Below are 16,328 nucleotides of genomic sequence, written 5' to 3'. Positions count from 1 at the left end.
AAGATTTAGTGTTTATGGGTTAGATAGGCGCTAAAAAGCCGCAATAAAATGCGGCTTAGATTACTCAGCTTTTGATTGTTCATGCTGCTCTAAAATAAAGGCGATTTCTTCCTCATTTAAGCACGATTTACTGACGTATTGGCGCTGTTTTCCAATATGAAAAATAAGCCCTAAATCACTTTGTTCAACTTGGTCGATATCACTCCAAGCGATGGTGCGGGAATTTTTGGTGTTTTTAAGGCTTTTATAACTCACACCATTTGCATCAACCTGAAACACCACTTTACTGCCAGAGAGCGAGCTGATGGATTGTCGCCATACCCACCACGTTTTCTTAAAATAAATACTGAACGCTTCAATAATACTCAACGCAATAAAGAACCAACCAATGTAACCATTAGGTAATAGCTCAAGTTTTAATAGCGCCACACCAAAAAGAAAAAAGAGAATTCCTTTTAAATAGGCTTTCGGAAAAGTAATTGGTTGGCTAGTTTGATCATAACACTCTGCAAAGAAAGTCTTGTCGAGTATGTATTCTGTGGTGACACTAAAATCTTTAGACATATAGGGCTACTTTACGGTTTTATGTGAATGAGTTTCTATGCTGCTAACTTGCAACTTGGGTATTGTACCGTTTCTTAGAGCTTTTCTACATTCAAATATATCTTAACGTCGATTAGGTATATAGAATCAGCCCAACCAAAATCAGTGTACTCTAATAGGGAAATCAAATGGCATATGAAGTGCTAGATGTCAGCCAGTGGGCGCGAGCTCAACATTTGAAGTTTTATCAAGGTTTTAGTCATCCTTGGTATAACATTTGTTCCAATATCGACGTAACGGCACTGCGCCAATATTGTAAGCAGCATAATCATCGCTTCTTTCATGCTTATCTTTACCTAACTCAGCAAGCGCTAAATAAATGTGAACCGATGAGCTATCGCCTGATAGGTGAAGAAGTACGTATTTACTCGCCTATGTGCGTCAGTGTAGCGCTACTCGCCGATGATAATACGGTACGTTTTTGCGATTTAGACCATGAGCCTACGTTTTCTGACTTTACCACCAGTGCCACCAACGCTGAAACGCGGATTAAGAACACGCCTTTTATTGTAGAGCAGTTCATTGGCCAAGAAATGAAGCAGAATACGATTCATTTAACCGTATTGCCATGGATTGATTTCACTAGTATGACTCATGCGAGAGACGTTAACTTCCCTGACAGTGTGTCAAAAATGGCATTTGGGAAATTGGTTCAACAAGGTGAACAATGGCGTATGCCCCTATCTATTGAAGTGCATCATGGTTTAATGGATGGCTTACACGTGGGGCAATTCATACAGACATTACAAGCGATGTTTGATAATCCATCACAGCTTGAGCGAGTTAAATAGCGTTCATATTTATATTTCGCTCGTTAAAAGTGATTAGATTAATTCTATTATTCGCATCACAAATATTTCTTTTTAATTTTTGACCGTTAAAAAATGGGGTTTTTCTTCTTATAAGTTATTGATAGGCATTATTAATAACTAAGTAATAAGTATTGCTTATAATCATCAAAAGCAATCATCATTAGATATCCCTACCTCAAATTACCATAATCTCTCTCAACAAATAACTCGCATGGATTTGCAAATAGCGTGGTTTTGATTTTTGTTCAGTGGTACTAGGTTGTTGATGTGCCCACAAAGTCTCTGTCATTGCGCCAATGGAAAGGGTGATATTTTCTACACTGACCCATTTAAGCGTCAGTAAATTATGATAAGACTTTAGGTGATACATTATGAATAAATCTCTTTTAGCAGCTGTTGTCTCAGCTTCTTTATTATTATCAGGTTGTTCTTCTTCAGGCGGCTCTAATGGTTCTGGACAAACGAATCCAGGTAATCCTGTTATTCCAGATATCGATAATACTCCAGAGTGGGGGTTAGATGTTGGCGATACTCCTGATTGGGGTCTTGCTGATCCTGATTTTGGTCTTCCTACGCCATCTGTTCCTGATATCGATAACACACCTGATTGGGGAATAGATACAGGAACGAGTACTCCAGACCGATTACCTCCTGTATGGGGTGGTCCTGAAATGCCACCAATTGATAATGGTCCTGAAGCGAGCTACACCATTTCAGGTAACACCATTACGGATGCCAACGGCAATGTGTTCACAATCACAAGTATAAATTGGCACGGTCAGTCTATGATGATTCAAGATAAAGACGGCAATGAGCATTATGTAAGTGTTATTCGCCAAGGTGACTATGAAGGTGATTTTGGTATTGTTATTGATGGTGAAGCAATCATCATTGGTCGTGATACGGTTCAAGGAGGATTACGTCCTCTAATGGAAAATACTGACCGAAATATTGATCGTAATACTATCCGTGATTCGATCCGCTCTCGCTTAAACTAACTTCCCTCGCTCCTAGTTACGTACTAGGAGCACCTTCCTAGGTTAAAACATGAAAACCATTTCAATTATTTGCAGCGCAATGATGCTCTGTAGTTCAGCTATTGCTGGAATTGATTTATCAATTGAAAAGGATGTCGTAGAGGTTGGTGTTACCGCCGCGGTAACTAAAAATACGTATTTATATATAGGTGGAGATAACGATAATTGGGTTGGTTTAGGGATTGGTTATCATCAATTTGTTAATCAAAATTGGAAGCTCGCTTCTTATTATGAGTACGGCTTAAAAGACGATTGGTTAATGTCAGAAGTAGCTGGCATTGATGGCGTAAAAACAAAAACACACTTTATTGAACTCTCAGCAACACGATTTTTTGATGGATATTCAACAAAGGTGGGGATGACAACTGAGTTTGTCCGTAATGGATTTACGTGGATTACTGTCGATAACGCAAATAAATATTCAGGCTATGTTTCTGCTGCCAAATACTTTCAACATGCTTATATTACGAGTAAGTATGAATTCCATTATGCAGAAGACAGATCTGATATGCTTGATTTCAACCAAGGGCAAGCAAGTGAATTGGAATTCTCAATCGGAACAATGCGTCCTGTATGGCACATCTATCCGTATGCAAAAATCTCGGCTTTCACACCTCATGATACTTATTATGGTATGACAGAAACAGAATATAGTTGGAATGTTGGAGGACGACTCTCATTCTAAAATTCGTAAGATATGATTAAAAAATAATTATCTTTAACGGTCTGGCGAAGTTCAGACCGTCATAACAAGTTAAACTCAGATAATTATTTCTATCACAAATACTTTTCTATTGGCAATAACTGCAAAAACTGAGACTCAAAACGCTCCCATCGGCCAGTTTCTGGTTCGCTTTGCCAGCTTTTATCGCCAGAATACCAACGAACATTCCCCTCTTGCAGTTTTAAATGCCAACTGTTTTCTTCATCCATAGCGTGTTCGATATCTTGAGTAAGTTGCTCTGCGATTTTTTGATTTTCAATGATTAAAATCGATTCTGTATTCAAGTACGTTGAGCGTAAATTGAAGTTAAAAGAGCCGATACTCGCGATACGGTCATCAAAAACAGCTGACTTGGCATGAAGTCCGTAAGGTAATGTTGGTGCACATTTAGAAACGTCTTTGGTTGATTCTTCACATAGCTCTGTTTCTGGTTTTAATTCATATAACTGAATGCCGTGCTCAAGCATGTCTTTACGTCGACCTGCATAACCTGAGTGATTAGTCGTTAAGTCATTGGATGCCATTGAGTTAGTGAGCGCTTTTATCTCAACGCCTGTATTAATCAGCGTTTGCCACCCTTTAAGTTGGTTATCATCAAAAATAAGATAAGCCGATTCTAATAAGATCTCTTTGTCTGATTCACTGGCTAATTTTCCGAGTGCTTTTGCGGTCTCTTTTGGCTCATCGGTATTGTTTTTATCAAGCGGTACTGGGCGATCAAAAACAAATTGAGCGTTAACCCAAGTCATTTTATTCATTAACTCGATGAGATATTGATATGCTGTTTTATTTCCCTCTGGTAACGCTGGGTAGTTTTTATAAACAGGCGCATCAATCTCATCTAACACTGGTTGCTCTTGTGGAACGTTTTTTTGTAAAAGTGGTTCTTGCGAGGTTTCTTTTGTTAACAAATCCACAGGATAAGACCAACGACTGTCCCAATACTCTATAAAGCTGGTTTGTATGTCACGAACGACTGAACCTCGAACTAACACATCACGATCACGAAAGTTAATCTCGTTAGAAAGATCAAAATACTCATCACCAATATTACGTCCACCAACAATAGAGAACACGCTATCAACGGTGAATGATTTATTATGCATACGACGGTTTAAACGAGAAAAATCCCCTAAGAAATTTACCCATTTGGTGACGCCACGACGGGTCGGAATGGGGTTAAATACGCGGATCTCAACGTGAGGATGAGCATTTAACGCCACAAGTAGATCTTCACGTTCATTTAAGTTGATGTCATCCAACATGACACGCACTGTAACACCACGATCTGCTGCGGCTAATAGACGACTGGCAAGGTAATGACCCGAAGAGTCTGAGTTCCAAATATAATATTGAATATCAATGCTGTGCTCTGCTGTCTCGATTAATGCCAACCGTTGCGCTAATGCATCCCAACCAGAATCTTGCAGCAACACTGCACTGGTTTCTGATGTTGATGGTTTCGGTTGGTAAGCACTACTTAACTCCGAAAGTGTACTGTTTAATGGTGCTGATACTGATTCATTAGCGTGCTCAACCTCATCAGGAAGCGAACCACACCCAGTAAGAATAGCGACAAAAAATAGAGTGACATGAATGCGTTTAAGCACTGACATTGAATAAACTTCCTTTGTTAATGTTGAATAACCAATAATTCATTATTGTTCTGTTTTAAGCCAAAAATCAGACAAATCATCAAACAACTCATCGTTATCTAAAATGCTGAGGTGGTTTTCATCATAACCCCGAATTTGCTCAGCATGCAGTTGAGCTTGGCGCGATAGCTGGCTTGATAAATCAATCACTCCATCATTGCTGTCAGTGTTAAACAAATCACCCGGGTTATAGCCAAATGCTAAGAAGTGAGGCGTATGAATTTTATCGTTATCTGTAAATAAATCAGCAATAAATTTACTATCTGGATTTAAGTCAATCCACGCAGGCATTACAACTGGTGAATATTCAACACCTTGCTTGGCTGACCCTACCCCACCAAACGGGGAAGATATGGTCGTAATGCTATTTATGAAATGACATAGATCGCCAATACTACATTGCCGCGAACTGTTAGTGACAATTAACCCACCCATACTATGGGCTACGATATGCATTTTCTTAATCTTGTACTCAGTGGTCACTGTATGTAATAAATTATTCAAACCTTTGGAGTTTAAAGATAAAGATAAGCCTGAAGGATAATTAAAGGCCCATATTTGGTATTTAGATTTGTCTACTTTGTCGATTAGTGGCCCAAAATCTAATGCGGTTGAGTTAATACCATGAACAAATAAGATCGGAATTTTATTTGGGTCATATTCAGATAAGAAATAAAGCCCTGCATTATTTTCTAAAAGGAATGTTAAAGGTTGCCACATCCCAAGTTCGGCATTGTCTTTCTCAAAAGGCGGGTCCGTCAGGTTCACTACCGTACCGATATCAACAAGGTTTAATTCTATTTTTAATAATGAGGATAATGGACGATCAACAAAAGCTTTGGGGATCGCCTTTTCATTAACACTTAAGGTGGTTTCTATTGTTGATTTATCTTTATGATCACGAAGATTAATCACACTGAATGCTTCATTCGCTTGGAGGGTTAAATCTTGATTTTTATCGTCAAAGACAAGTAGATATTGAACATCATTTGATAGCTGTAATTTAATACTGTCGCTGTCTATTATGCCGTCATAGCCATCCACTTCACTTTTATTGATGTCTTTAATTTGTTCGATAACCACAGCAGAATCTGAAGTAGGCTGACTCAAGATAAGTGTGTATTGATGAGTAATGGAATCAATCGCTTTCATCTCATGAGAAAGATTTTTAAAATTACTGCACCCCAATAAGATTGAGCTAAGTAATAACACTGTAACTAATCGCCTCATTGTCATCTTCATCCTTAAATTGACTATATTCATCTTAGCAAGAAAACAAGGAGTAATCTTATATATTCTGATATGATGCGTTTTTACCTTAACTACTGTTTATATATCCATGTATACGTTACGACCTTACCAACAAGATTCTGTTAAAGCGGTTATCCATTATTTCCGAAAACACACGACGCCTGCGGTGCTTGTGTTGCCTACTGGTGCGGGGAAAAGTTTGGTCATTGCTGAATTAGCACGAATAGCAAAAGGTCGTGTGTTGGTACTTGCTCACGTTAAAGAGCTTGTCGAACAAAACCATGAAAAGTACGAAGGCTATGGCGAAGAAGCCTCTATTTTCTCTGCCGGTTTAGGCCGTAAAGAAAACGATAAAAAAGTGGTGTTTGCCTCTGTGCAATCTGTGGTTAGAAATCTTGATTCATTTAAAGACCAATTCTCTTTACTAGTAATTGATGAATGCCACCGTGTACCAGATAACAAAGACACGAGTTATCGCAAGGTAATTGAACACCTACAAGCTCAAAACTCTGGTATTAAGGTGCTTGGATTAACCGCAACGCCTTATCGCTTAGGCATAGGTTGGATTTATCAATACCATACCCGTGGACAAGTCAAAACAGACACGCCTCGTTTTTTCCGTGATTGTATTTTTGAATTACCTATTCAGTATTTACTGGATGAAGGCTTTTTAACCCCTGCAAAACTGCTAGATGCCCCAGTTTTGAGCTATGACTTCTCGCAATTAAAACCTGCATCTACCGGCAAATACAAAGAGTCTGAATTGGATTTAGTGATTGAAGAGTCCAAACGAGCCACCCCACAAATCGTTCAGCAAATAGTGGAGTACGCCAAAGAGAGAAAAGGTGTGATGATCTTTGCTGCTACGGTTCGCCATGCTCAAGAAATATTGTCATTACTGCCACCAGAACAATCCGAATTGGTGATTGGCGATACCAAAGTGATTGAACGTGATGCCATCATTCAACGCTTCAAAAAACAACAAACTAAATTTTTAGTTAATGTCTCGGTATTAACTACTGGCTTTGACGCACCTCATGTAGATTTAATTGCTATTTTACGTCCAACCGAATCCGTCAGTTTGTATCAACAAATTGTGGGCAGAGGGTTACGTCTTGCTGAAGGAAAAACAGAGTGCACTATCTTAGATTATGCGGGAAACTGTTATGATTTATATCAACCTGAAGTGGGCGATCCTAAACCTGATAGCAGTAGTGAAATTATCACGATTCCCTGCCCTGCTTGCGGCTTTAATAATAACTTTTGGGGTAAGTTAGACAGCAATGGCTTTTTACTTGAGCACTTTGGGCGTCGCTGCCAAGGCTACTTTGAAGATGATGATGGCACTCGCGAAGAGTGTGGTTATCGTTTTAGAGCCAAATATTGTAATGAATGCGGTGCAGATAACGATATCGCTGCCCGTGTTTGTCATGAGTGCGACGCCATTTTGGTTGACCCTGATAAAAAATTGAAAGAAGCCTTAAAGCTAAAAGATGCGCGTATTCTAAATTGCATTGATTTAACCCTTACCGCTGGGAAAAATCAGTTCGATAAACCCCAAATCAAAGTGACTTATTTAGGTGACGATGATTCTGAGCTGCATGAAGTGTGGCAAATGGCGACTAAAAAACAGAAGCAATTATTTTTGAATAACTTTGTACGCCCCCACTTGGTCGATAGACACCGTCCATTTGAAGAAACAACGGCAATAAAAATCGCGAATAATCAACACCGTTTTCGCCCACCGAGTTTTGTGATTGCGCGTAAACAAGGTAAGTTTTGGTCTATCCGCGATAAGATCTTTGAAGAATAATCTGTTTATTCCGTCATCCAATTTAAAGCTCGATTACCACAAAGAGCGATAATTCATATGGCAAGAGCGGCACTGAGAAAATGCGTTATCAAGGGCTGCTCGTGCTGCAACGTCATCTTGCTCTACTGCGGCTTCACTAATTAAGATAAATTGCTGAGATAAGGTATCGAACTTACCTTCAAATTCGGCTTTTTGGGCCCAAACTTTAGTGCGTGCTCGGCTGTTATCTGCACTGCCTTCTGGAAACAAAGTCTTTTGCTCTTCAACCGTTAAGTGGGCACTTTGGGCAAGTGGCATGATTTCATTCCAATCTAACGCCTCTTTATCAAACGCATCATCTAATAAATCAACCGTTGTATCCAAATACTGGAAGTTATCTTGTCGAGTCTCTATTTCTTGGGCGTAATCCGCTGCAACCGCTGATAAAGAAAGTAACGTAATTAATCCTATTTTTTTCATCTCTGCCTCCATGCTGCTATTTTATTGCTATACGTATTCATCGTTGAATTCCACGATAACTTTTACATTAACAAAAACCTATCAAAAACACACGAAAATAGGTTGTTAGATAAATAATGGAATGGTACTATTCGCGCTCGTTTTTCGAAACGAAAAGTCTGTTAAGTTAGGTCGCTAAGCTTAATGGCATTTTTTTATTTTACTATTTTGAGAGTAAAGACTATGAAATTTGAAGCAGTAGTACGTACTGAACAAGGTAAGGGTGCGAGCCGCCGCCTTCGTCACGCTGGTAAATTCCCTGCAATCGTTTACGGTGGCACAGAAGCTCCAGTATCAATCGAACTAATCCACTCTGATGTTATCAACCAAATGGATAAGCCTGAGTTTTACGAAGCAATTGAGCTAGTAATCAATGGCGCTACTGTTAAGGTTAAGCCGCAAGACGTTCAACGTCACGCGTTTAAGCCTAAAGTTGAGCACATGGACTTCATCCGCATCTAATTCGAGTCTGTTTTACTCTTTTGCATTATGTTATTTCTCTCTTACCAATTGAAATAACAACCCCTTTAAAGCCCCGATATTACCAGTATCGGGGCTTTAATCTATCTAACGTATAGGAATTGCGTAATTTCTCTATTTTTCTAATTAAAACTAAGATCCCCTTCCCATTTCTCATTCTAATTTATAAGGCAGTAGTAATTGGACAGTGTTTTTTACGTTTTACTGACAATATTTGGTTATTATCTTCTATACTTCTGTGTATTAAAAAAGCAAAAATTCATAAACCTATTAGGAGTTAAAATGAAAAAGTTATTAGTGGCTGTATCTTTACCTGTATTAATGGCTGCATGCGCAAGCAATGGCGACAACAATACTGATGCTCAAGTTTCTGCTGATATGCTTCAGCACCACAACTGGCAGCTAACTCAAGTTGATGGTAAAGACGTTGCTACTCCTGAAAAAATGGAAGCACCTCGTCTTGAAATTGGCGAGAAAATGACTGCAAACGGTAATGCTGGTTGTAACAACTTCTTTGGCCAAGCTGAGCTAAATGAAGAAGGTCAATTCCGTATTGAGAAAATGGGAATGACAATGAAAATGTGTATGGGTGATGTAATGACAACTGAACAAGTTATGTCTAGCACTTTATCTACATGGAGCGACATTACGCTTACTAAAGAAAACTTGATCCTTAAAGGTCAAGACCACGAATTAACATTCACACTGCGTGATTGGGTAAACTAATCAAAGCATGTTAATTATTCTATCTTCGATCTAACCAATCTGAAGATACAAAAAAACCGGTGGATTCCCCTCACCGGTTTTTTCTTATCTGTTATTTCTAAGCTAACAGTTTAAAGAGTCAAAACTACGCTTCAGCCCAACGCTTAAAGATTAGCGATGTATTAATACCACCAAACGCAAAGTTATTACTCATGATGTAATCACAATTAATTTCACGACCTGTGCCTGTAATGTAATCAAGTTTGCCACAACGCTCATCTATATTATTCAAGTTCAAGGTTGGGCTAAACCAATTGTTACGCATCATCTCTATCGATAACCATGCTTCAATCGCACCACAAGCCCCTAACGTATGACCAAAGTAAGACTTCAATGAACTGATTGGCATAGATGAGCCAAATACATTCTCTGTCGCTGTACTTTCTGCAATATCACCACGCTCAGTCGCTGTACCATGTGCTGATACATAACCAATTTTCTCTGGCGATAAGTTCGCGTCTTTTAGTGACATTTCCATACATAATTGCATGGTTTCCATTTGAGGTTGTGTTACATGAGCTGCATCACAGTTACTCGCGAAACCAACTAGCTCTGCGTAGATTGTTGCACCGCGCGCTTTAGCGTGATCGTATTCTTCAAGAACTAAAGCACCAGCACCTTCACCAATAACTAGGCCATCTCGGTCTTGATCGTATGGGCTTGGTGACGTTTTAGGCTCATCATTTTTTAAACTTGTTGCAAACAGAGTATCAAATACGGCTGATTCTGTTGGGCATAATTCTTCAGCACCACCTGCAACCATTGCGGTTTGGTAACCATGCTTAATGGCTTCATACGCGTAACCAATCGCTTGACTACCTGAGGTACACGCACTGCTTGTAGGAATAACTCGACCACGTAAACCAAAAAATAAACCGACGTTTACTGCTGCAGTATGTGGCATCATTTGCACATAGGTTGTTGCAGTAATCGCTTTGGTTGACTTTTCATTCAGCATAACACCAAATGCACCAACGGCATTGGTTGAACCTGTTGATGACCCAAAAGCAATGCCTGTTTCACCATTTGTGAGTACATCATTACCAATTAAGCCACTCTGCTCTAGAGCTTGTTCAGAGGCTACAGTTGATAATAATGATACTCGACCCATTGATCGGATCTTTTTACGGGTGTAATGCTTTGGTAACGTAAAGTCATCAATCGGAGCAGCGAGTTTGGTATTTAAGCCATCATAAACCTCAAAGCTTGGCATATATTGAGTGGCATTTTCACACTTACGAAGGTTTTCGCCTACGGTGTTCCAATCACTGCCTAGGGCTGTCACGCCAGACATACCTGTAACAACTACACGACGACTCATACTAAACCACCATTAATAGAAATAACTTGGCGAGTAACATAACCCGCAACATCTGACATTAGGTAACTTACAAGCCCTGCAACTTCTTCTGGATCACCCATACGGCGCAATGGTACTTGTGGTAATGCATGTTCTTTTACATGCTCATCAACCATGCCAGTATCAATCAAACCTGGTGCGACACAGTTAACGGTAATTTTTCGTTTTGCTAGTTCTAATGCAAGAGATTTAGTGGCACCAATCACGCCTGCTTTTGCTGCACTGTAGTTAGTTTGACCACGGTTACCAACAATGCCTGACACTGATGCAAGCGTAACAATGCGACCGCCTTTACGCTTTTGAACCATTGGCATAACACATGGGTGTAATACGTTATAAAAGCTATCAAGATTGGTATGGATAACCCCATCCCATTCTTCTTCTGTCATTGCTGGGAATGCCGTATCTCGCGTAATACCGGCATTACTCACAACACCATAATAAGCGCCATGAGTCTCAATATCGCTTTCTAATCTCTCTTTACATTGTGCGCGGTCACTAATATCAAATTGAATTAGGCGCCCTGATCCACCGTTTTCTTCAATCGTTGCTAGTGTTTGTTCTGCGCCAGCTTTATCACTCATATAATGCACAACAACAAAGAAACCATCTTTGGCTAACTGCTCTGAAATTGCGCGACCAATACCTTTACTGGCTCCGGTCACTAATACTTGTCTTGTCATGATTCCCTCTACTGCTTGTCTTGCTTAGGAGCGAGAAGCTCTTCTAATTTTTCTTCTGTTGGTACAAATACATTAAGCTGGCTCGAAGCCACTTGCTGACCATTTGATTCAATATAACAACTGAATACCGCCATGCCATTATTCTCAAGTACTTGCTCTGCAAAAATGTCGAGTGTGTCGCCTTGTTGAAATTCACTGCACTCCGCTTGGTATTTACGACTGCCAAGCAAAAAGCCTATCGGTGACTTATTGCCATTTTTCCATGCGTGATAGCCTGACCAACCAGCAACGCTTTGTGCCATGAACTCAATACCTACCCATGCAGGAAGTGTTTTGGTTTCATGATTAAAGAAAATATTCTTATCACTGATAGTTGCTCGACAATGAATAGACAATTCCTGAACATCAATCAACTCATCAACTAAAGCTAATGGCATATCATGAGGTAAAAGGTCGATTAAATCTGGAATATGGCTCATGAATGAAACCCAAAAATTAAACTAATATTGTTGCCACCAAAAGCAAAAGAATTACTGATGATCGCTTTCTTTTCTAAACTCTGGCTTTGAACTAAGTTAATCTCGGCTAGCTCGACATCTTTTTCACCATCGTTGATTTGCACAGGTAATGCTAAATTGAATTTGAGTATATGCCAACAAATTGAAGCTTCAATGATACCTGCAGCACCAAGAGTGTGTCCGGTTAATGGCTTAGTTGAACTGATTGGCGTTTGAGAACCAAAAACAGCATGTGCCGCTTTTGATTCCATCGCATCATTCAATGGTGTCGCTGTACCGTGAGCATTAATATAACCAATATCTTCGGCATTAAGTCCTGCATCTTTTAAGGCTTTTTCCATCGCTTCTATCGCGCCTTTTCCTTCTGGATGAGGGGCTGAGATATGATGTGCATCAGAGCTATCACCAGCGCCTAATAGAGCAATGGGATCATCGGAGTCTTTTTGCTCTGCGCTCAATAGCATGTAAGCACTCGCTTCACCAATATTAATTCCCTTGCGATTAGGGCTAAATGGTAAACAGTGCTCATTTGATAAGGCTTCAAGGCTATTAAAACCGTTCAGTGTTAATTTACACAAGGTATCTGTGCCACCAACAATAACTGCGTCAACAAAGCCTGATTTTAATAATCGTTTTGCTGATAAAAACACACGACCGCTAGAAGAACACGCCGTTGAAATTGCATACGTTGGGCCTGTAAGTTCTAAATACTCTGCGATAAATTCCGCAGGATTACCTAACTCTTGCTTGCGGTAATGATAGCCATCAGAAAACTCGCCAGTATTTAGCTTGGCACTAAGTGCCACTTCACCATCAGAGATCCCAGAAGTACTTGTCCCTACCACCACAGCAATACGATCTGCGCCGTACTTTTCTTTTGCTTGCTGAATTTGATCTTCGATTTGCTGTAATGCTGAGAGCACTAATTGGTTATTTCGAGTATTAAATGCTGCCAAACGTGATGGTACGATTGGCAGTTCACCTTCCGCTTTTCCAACAACGGTCGATTTTCCATCATTTAGCCAGCCATCTTCTACTCTCATTGATGGCGCTTTGATGCCTTGAAGAGTCTGATGGATATCAGCTATCTCTTTGCCTAATGCGGAATGCGAACCACAGGCATGAATATATACAGGAAATTCGCTCATTTTATTTATCCATTATTCTTTTGAGTTTGTGCTTCTTGCGAATGTGAAAACGTTTTGATGGTAATAATATAGCCCAAATGAGGGCTACTTAGCGTGATATCACCACTAAGCTTGTCTTTGATTGAATCATAACGCGCATCAAGAACAATGTTACCTACAGCATCACGTAGTACTCGATGATTATCACTTTCTGTTAATGTCCAACCAATGCTATTAAGAGGTGACTGCCACGCTTCCAGCGGCCACAAGGTAATCATCACATTAAACAATACTTGCTCTGGAGGCGGAAGTGTATCCGCAAGCCCCGCCATAACATAGGTCTCTAGGGTTAACCCATCATAATCTAAGCTGAGTAATCGAGATCCCCATGAAGCAAAACCTGCAAGAACCAGATCATTACCCGTTAGTTGTAATTGAACTGGCAGTTGCTGTTTAGTTCCTTGAAACTCAACCGAAATCAACTGACTCAAAGATAAATCACTGCCATATTGCTCTGGCTGAGGTAGCGTAACAAATGTTCCTTGAGCTACCTCAACTTGATTAGGCTGTTTGATCGGTTTTGATGCACATCCCATAAGGATAAACGACAAAATAAAGACACTAAAATAACGGAGTGTTAACGGCTTACTCTTCATTATTTATCCCTTTTACTGTGAATATGAGAAGGGGCTAATTGACTGAGTGGTGCGAGTAACCAAGCGACAATGATACCTGTTAATACCGTGATACCAAAACTGTGGATCGCTTGGGTTTCACTTAATGCCAATAATCCAAAAGAAAGAATCGTGGTTAATGCCGATAATGAAATCGCCAATAAGGTACTTTCTTTATGGGAATCGTCACCTTGTTTATTCTGCTCAGCAAAAAACAGGGTGTAATCTATCCCTATTCCTAAAATCAGCATTAACGCTAATAAATTAAACAGATTTAATGGCACCCCCGTTAACACCGTCACCGCAAGCCCTGCACAACCTGCGATAAACGGAGGCAATACAATTAAGAACGCTTGTTTCACTTTATAGCGAGGTAATAAAAGTAAAAATATTGCTGCATATGCCATTAATAACAGTTCGGTAATTCGTTGGCGGTATTGAGCAAATAAGGTAGAGATCTCTTCAGCTTTATTGAGATAAGTCGCGTCGTTATTTTTAGCAAACTCACTCAATGTTGCACTGTCTACTTCTTGATTAAAGGTGATCACTGAAGCAAATACATCATCAATATGACCAAGCCACAAAAAGCCTACGGTTTCTGATATTGGAGATGCTAAAAAACCTTCAATCGTTAACGCTTGATACGGCTGTAATGCTGACAGTGCTTGCTTTTGCTGTATCACTTTTTGATAAGTATCTGCTTGTTGTTTATATAAATCAGTAACGAGTTGATAGTTCTCTTGCTGTGTTTTTTGTGATGGCACATAACGGCTAATGGATTGGAATCCACCAAAATCACCACTCTGCTCAAGCTTATCTGACACTCGCTCTAACTTTTGTAATAACGCTTCTTCTGTCTTTGCTCTGACCAACAATAATTGTTGAGATCCACCAATACCAGTAATGGCTTTTATTTCTCTTTCTTGCTGTTGTAATGCTTGAGGCAATGCTTGAAGTTGGCGAATATCATCATCGTATTTAGCCTGTGTTACCCCAAATACTGAAGCGATTAAAAGGCTGAATGGCAGTACTAAACGGATCAGCGGTTGTTGCCATACCAATAGCCATTGACTTAGCGCTCGTTGAGCAGGAATAACATGGTGCTTGCTCGGTTTACTGGCTAATACAGGATACCAACAGACAACGGTAAAATAAGCGGCAGTTAAACCAATCGCAGAAAAGAGCGATAATTGCTGTAAGCCAGGAAACGGCGCAATCAGCATTCCAAGGTAGCCAATTAAACTGGTGATTAAACCAAGCGTGATTGCTGGGAAAAGTTGCTTTATACCTTCGACAGAGTTCCATTTAGCTCCGGCATTTAAACGATCAGTTAAAAAGTGAAACGCATAATCTATCGAGACACCAATTAAACTGGCACCAAATACCAAACTAAATAAATGAATAGAACCAAATAAGCTAATGGTTAATACATAGGCGCAGAATAAGCCTGTGGTTATAGATAACAGGGCTAACGCTAATGGCAAGGTACTGCGATAGACCACCAAAACCAGTACAAAAATACCAATCAATGAACCTAAGCCTATGGTACTGATCTCCCCTTTTGCACTCTCTGTTCCATGCGCAGCATAGAAGATGACACCGGTATGTTGAATATCAACATCAAACTGAGTTTCTATCTTCTGCTCTACTGTCAGTAAATCAGGCAATTGCTGCTGTAAAGAGAGCTGATAGGATGATCCGGCAAGATCGGCGGTGATCACTATGTATTTCTGTTGATCCACCATGGCTGTTAAATAACCATTTTCAATTTGGATATTTCCTGAACTCTGAACTAAGCCTGATAAATAATCTCGAAACAGCAAAAATGGGTCGTTTTCTAACTCAGCACCTGTCACCCCAGAAAAAGGATTGTATAACGCATGCAACACTTGCTGGACTTGCTGCTCTGGTTTATCCGTTAACTGTTGTTTCTGTTTCTCACTTAATAGTTGTGCTCGTGCAGGAAAGTAGTATTGACCCCACGCTTGCTGCTGATTTTCACTCACCGTTGCCGTCACTGAATCAAACATTGGCAATTCAGTTAATGTTTGGCTGAGATAATCCACCGCTGTAATCAACTCTTTATCATTACTCTGCCTTTGATGCACGACAAACACCACTTTATCACTCATGGTATTCGCAATATTATCAAAGGCTTGCTGAGCAACGGGATCTTGTTGATTATCAGGCAGTAACGCTAAGATGTTCGTTTCAATCGGTAATGCGCCTTTGGTGCTGGTTTGATAACCAAACACACCCAAGATTATCAATAATACCAATGACCAAATTAATGCCAGTAAGCGCGGTTTCATTATCATTAATTAAATA

The 16,328-nt window shown here is 39.8% G+C and carries 16 protein-coding genes; 6 read left to right on the top strand and 10 right to left on the bottom strand.

The window, feature by feature from the left end; all coding sequences use genetic code 11:
- Positions 1-60 precede the first annotated feature (60 nt).
- Entirely contained in the window at positions 61-564 is a 504-nt protein-coding gene (locus PVK71_RS08480; RefSeq protein ID WP_274417988.1) for a YcxB family protein, read from the bottom strand.
- A 167-nt stretch (positions 565-731) separates the two neighbouring features.
- On the opposite strand from PVK71_RS08480, the gene PVK71_RS08475 reads away from it, so the two are divergent.
- The 3 genes from PVK71_RS08475 (at position 732) to PVK71_RS08465 (ending at position 3,137) form a co-directional block, all read left to right on the top strand.
- Positions 732-1,394, top strand: coding sequence for a CatA-like O-acetyltransferase (locus tag PVK71_RS08475; protein WP_274417986.1), 663 nt, complete (start codon positions 732-734; stop codon positions 1,392-1,394).
- 392 nt (positions 1,395-1,786) lie between these two features.
- Positions 1,787-2,413, top strand: a complete 627-nt coding sequence (locus tag PVK71_RS08470) for a hypothetical protein (RefSeq protein ID WP_274417984.1) — start codon at positions 1,787-1,789, stop codon at positions 2,411-2,413.
- 49 nt (positions 2,414-2,462) lie between these two features.
- Positions 2,463-3,137 (top strand): hypothetical protein, encoded by a 675-nt coding sequence (locus PVK71_RS08465; protein WP_274417982.1) that lies wholly within the window; start codon positions 2,463-2,465, stop codon positions 3,135-3,137.
- Between the two features lie 92 nt (positions 3,138-3,229).
- Here the strand turns inward: PVK71_RS08465 and PVK71_RS08460 are convergent, their stop codons facing one another.
- Complete coding sequence (locus tag PVK71_RS08460; protein WP_274417980.1) at positions 3,230-4,792, bottom strand: phospholipase D family protein; 1,563 nt, start codon at positions 4,790-4,792, stop codon at positions 3,230-3,232.
- A 42-nt stretch (positions 4,793-4,834) separates the two neighbouring features.
- A complete protein-coding gene (locus tag PVK71_RS08455; RefSeq protein WP_274418113.1) occupies positions 4,835-6,061 on the bottom strand; it encodes an alpha/beta fold hydrolase in 1,227 nt (408 codons plus the stop codon).
- Between the two features lie 109 nt (positions 6,062-6,170).
- Here PVK71_RS08455 and PVK71_RS08450 point away from each other — a divergent pair, with 109 nt between their 5' ends.
- On the top strand, positions 6,171-7,895 hold the full coding sequence (locus PVK71_RS08450; RefSeq protein ID WP_274417979.1) for a DEAD/DEAH box helicase: 1,725 nt from the start codon (positions 6,171-6,173) through the stop codon (positions 7,893-7,895).
- Between the two features lie 33 nt (positions 7,896-7,928).
- Here PVK71_RS08450 and PVK71_RS08445 read toward each other — a convergent pair whose 3' ends face one another.
- Positions 7,929-8,354 (bottom strand): cytochrome c, encoded by a 426-nt coding sequence (locus PVK71_RS08445; RefSeq protein ID WP_274417978.1) that lies wholly within the window; start codon positions 8,352-8,354, stop codon positions 7,929-7,931.
- A 222-nt stretch (positions 8,355-8,576) separates the two neighbouring features.
- Between PVK71_RS08445 and rplY the strand changes: the two genes are divergently transcribed.
- The gene (gene rplY / locus PVK71_RS08440) at positions 8,577-8,855 is read left to right on the top strand and encodes a 50S ribosomal protein L25 (protein WP_069594897.1); all 279 of its coding nucleotides are present in this window, start codon (positions 8,577-8,579) and stop codon (positions 8,853-8,855) included.
- Positions 8,856-9,155: 300 nt separating this feature from the next.
- Entirely contained in the window at positions 9,156-9,599 is a 444-nt protein-coding gene (locus tag PVK71_RS08435; protein ID WP_274417975.1) for an META domain-containing protein, read from the top strand.
- Positions 9,600-9,723: 124 nt separating this feature from the next.
- Here the strand turns inward: PVK71_RS08435 and PVK71_RS08430 are convergent, their stop codons facing one another.
- From PVK71_RS08430 to PVK71_RS08405, 6 genes are read right to left on the bottom strand one after another with little or no spacing between them, the layout of a single operon-like run.
- Positions 9,724-10,959 (bottom strand): beta-ketoacyl-ACP synthase, encoded by a 1,236-nt coding sequence (locus tag PVK71_RS08430; protein WP_274417974.1) that lies wholly within the window; start codon positions 10,957-10,959, stop codon positions 9,724-9,726.
- Complete coding sequence (fabG, locus tag PVK71_RS08425; RefSeq protein WP_274417973.1) at positions 10,956-11,681, bottom strand: 3-oxoacyl-ACP reductase FabG; 726 nt, start codon at positions 11,679-11,681, stop codon at positions 10,956-10,958. The genes PVK71_RS08430 and fabG overlap by 4 nt, the downstream gene beginning before the upstream one ends.
- Before the next feature lie 8 nt (positions 11,682-11,689).
- Complete coding sequence (locus PVK71_RS08420) at positions 11,690-12,160, bottom strand: hotdog family protein (protein ID WP_274417972.1); 471 nt, start codon at positions 12,158-12,160, stop codon at positions 11,690-11,692.
- Positions 12,157-13,347: a beta-ketoacyl-[acyl-carrier-protein] synthase family protein gene (locus tag PVK71_RS08415; RefSeq protein ID WP_274417971.1), complete on the bottom strand. Its 1,191-nt coding sequence runs from the start codon at positions 13,345-13,347 to the stop codon at positions 12,157-12,159. The genes PVK71_RS08420 and PVK71_RS08415 overlap by 4 nt, the downstream gene beginning before the upstream one ends.
- Before the next feature lie 5 nt (positions 13,348-13,352).
- Positions 13,353-13,982 (bottom strand): DUF3261 domain-containing protein, encoded by a 630-nt coding sequence (locus tag PVK71_RS08410; RefSeq protein WP_274417970.1) that lies wholly within the window; start codon positions 13,980-13,982, stop codon positions 13,353-13,355.
- A complete protein-coding gene (locus PVK71_RS08405) occupies positions 13,982-16,318 on the bottom strand; it encodes an MMPL family transporter (RefSeq protein WP_274417969.1) in 2,337 nt (778 codons plus the stop codon). The genes PVK71_RS08410 and PVK71_RS08405 overlap by 1 nt, the downstream gene beginning before the upstream one ends.
- Positions 16,319-16,328: the final 10 nt, after the last annotated feature.

This window comes from Aliivibrio sp. S4MY1 (genome assembly GCF_028765545.1).
Classification (GTDB): Bacteria; Pseudomonadota; Gammaproteobacteria; order Enterobacterales; family Vibrionaceae; genus Aliivibrio.
Note: the sequence above shows the minus strand (reverse complement) of the source record. Positions and strands in the feature narration are given on the sequence as shown.

Excerpts from the sequence above, each read along its gene's own strand:
- PVK71_RS08445 (WP_274417978.1), bottom strand. The coding sequence starts at position 8,354 with ATGAAAAAAATAGGATTAATTACGTTACTTTCTTTATCAGCGGTTGCA.
- PVK71_RS08455 (WP_274418113.1), bottom strand. The coding sequence starts at position 6,061 with ATGAGGCGATTAGTTACAGTGTTATTACTTAGCTCAATCTTATTGGGG.
- PVK71_RS08465 (WP_274417982.1), top strand. The coding sequence starts at position 2,463 with ATGAAAACCATTTCAATTATTTGCAGCGCAATGATGCTCTGTAGTTCA.
- rplY (WP_069594897.1), top strand. The coding sequence starts at position 8,577 with ATGAAATTTGAAGCAGTAGTACGTACTGAACAAGGTAAGGGTGCGAGC.
- PVK71_RS08420 (WP_274417972.1), bottom strand. The coding sequence starts at position 12,160 with ATGAGCCATATTCCAGATTTAATCGACCTTTTACCTCATGATATGCCA.
- fabG (WP_274417973.1), bottom strand. The coding sequence starts at position 11,681 with ATGACAAGACAAGTATTAGTGACCGGAGCCAGTAAAGGTATTGGTCGC.
- PVK71_RS08435 (WP_274417975.1), top strand. The coding sequence starts at position 9,156 with ATGAAAAAGTTATTAGTGGCTGTATCTTTACCTGTATTAATGGCTGCA.
- PVK71_RS08460 (WP_274417980.1), bottom strand. The coding sequence starts at position 4,792 with ATGTCAGTGCTTAAACGCATTCATGTCACTCTATTTTTTGTCGCTATT.
- PVK71_RS08470 (WP_274417984.1), top strand. The coding sequence starts at position 1,787 with ATGAATAAATCTCTTTTAGCAGCTGTTGTCTCAGCTTCTTTATTATTA.
- PVK71_RS08410 (WP_274417970.1), bottom strand. The coding sequence starts at position 13,982 with ATGAAGAGTAAGCCGTTAACACTCCGTTATTTTAGTGTCTTTATTTTG.
- PVK71_RS08450 (WP_274417979.1), top strand. The coding sequence starts at position 6,171 with ATGTATACGTTACGACCTTACCAACAAGATTCTGTTAAAGCGGTTATC.
- PVK71_RS08475 (WP_274417986.1), top strand. The coding sequence starts at position 732 with ATGGCATATGAAGTGCTAGATGTCAGCCAGTGGGCGCGAGCTCAACAT.
- PVK71_RS08415 (WP_274417971.1), bottom strand. The coding sequence starts at position 13,347 with ATGAGCGAATTTCCTGTATATATTCATGCCTGTGGTTCGCATTCCGCA.
- PVK71_RS08480 (WP_274417988.1), bottom strand. The coding sequence starts at position 564 with ATGTCTAAAGATTTTAGTGTCACCACAGAATACATACTCGACAAGACT.
- PVK71_RS08430 (WP_274417974.1), bottom strand. The coding sequence starts at position 10,959 with ATGAGTCGTCGTGTAGTTGTTACAGGTATGTCTGGCGTGACAGCCCTA.
- PVK71_RS08405 (WP_274417969.1), bottom strand. The coding sequence starts at position 16,318 with ATGATAATGAAACCGCGCTTACTGGCATTAATTTGGTCATTGGTATTA.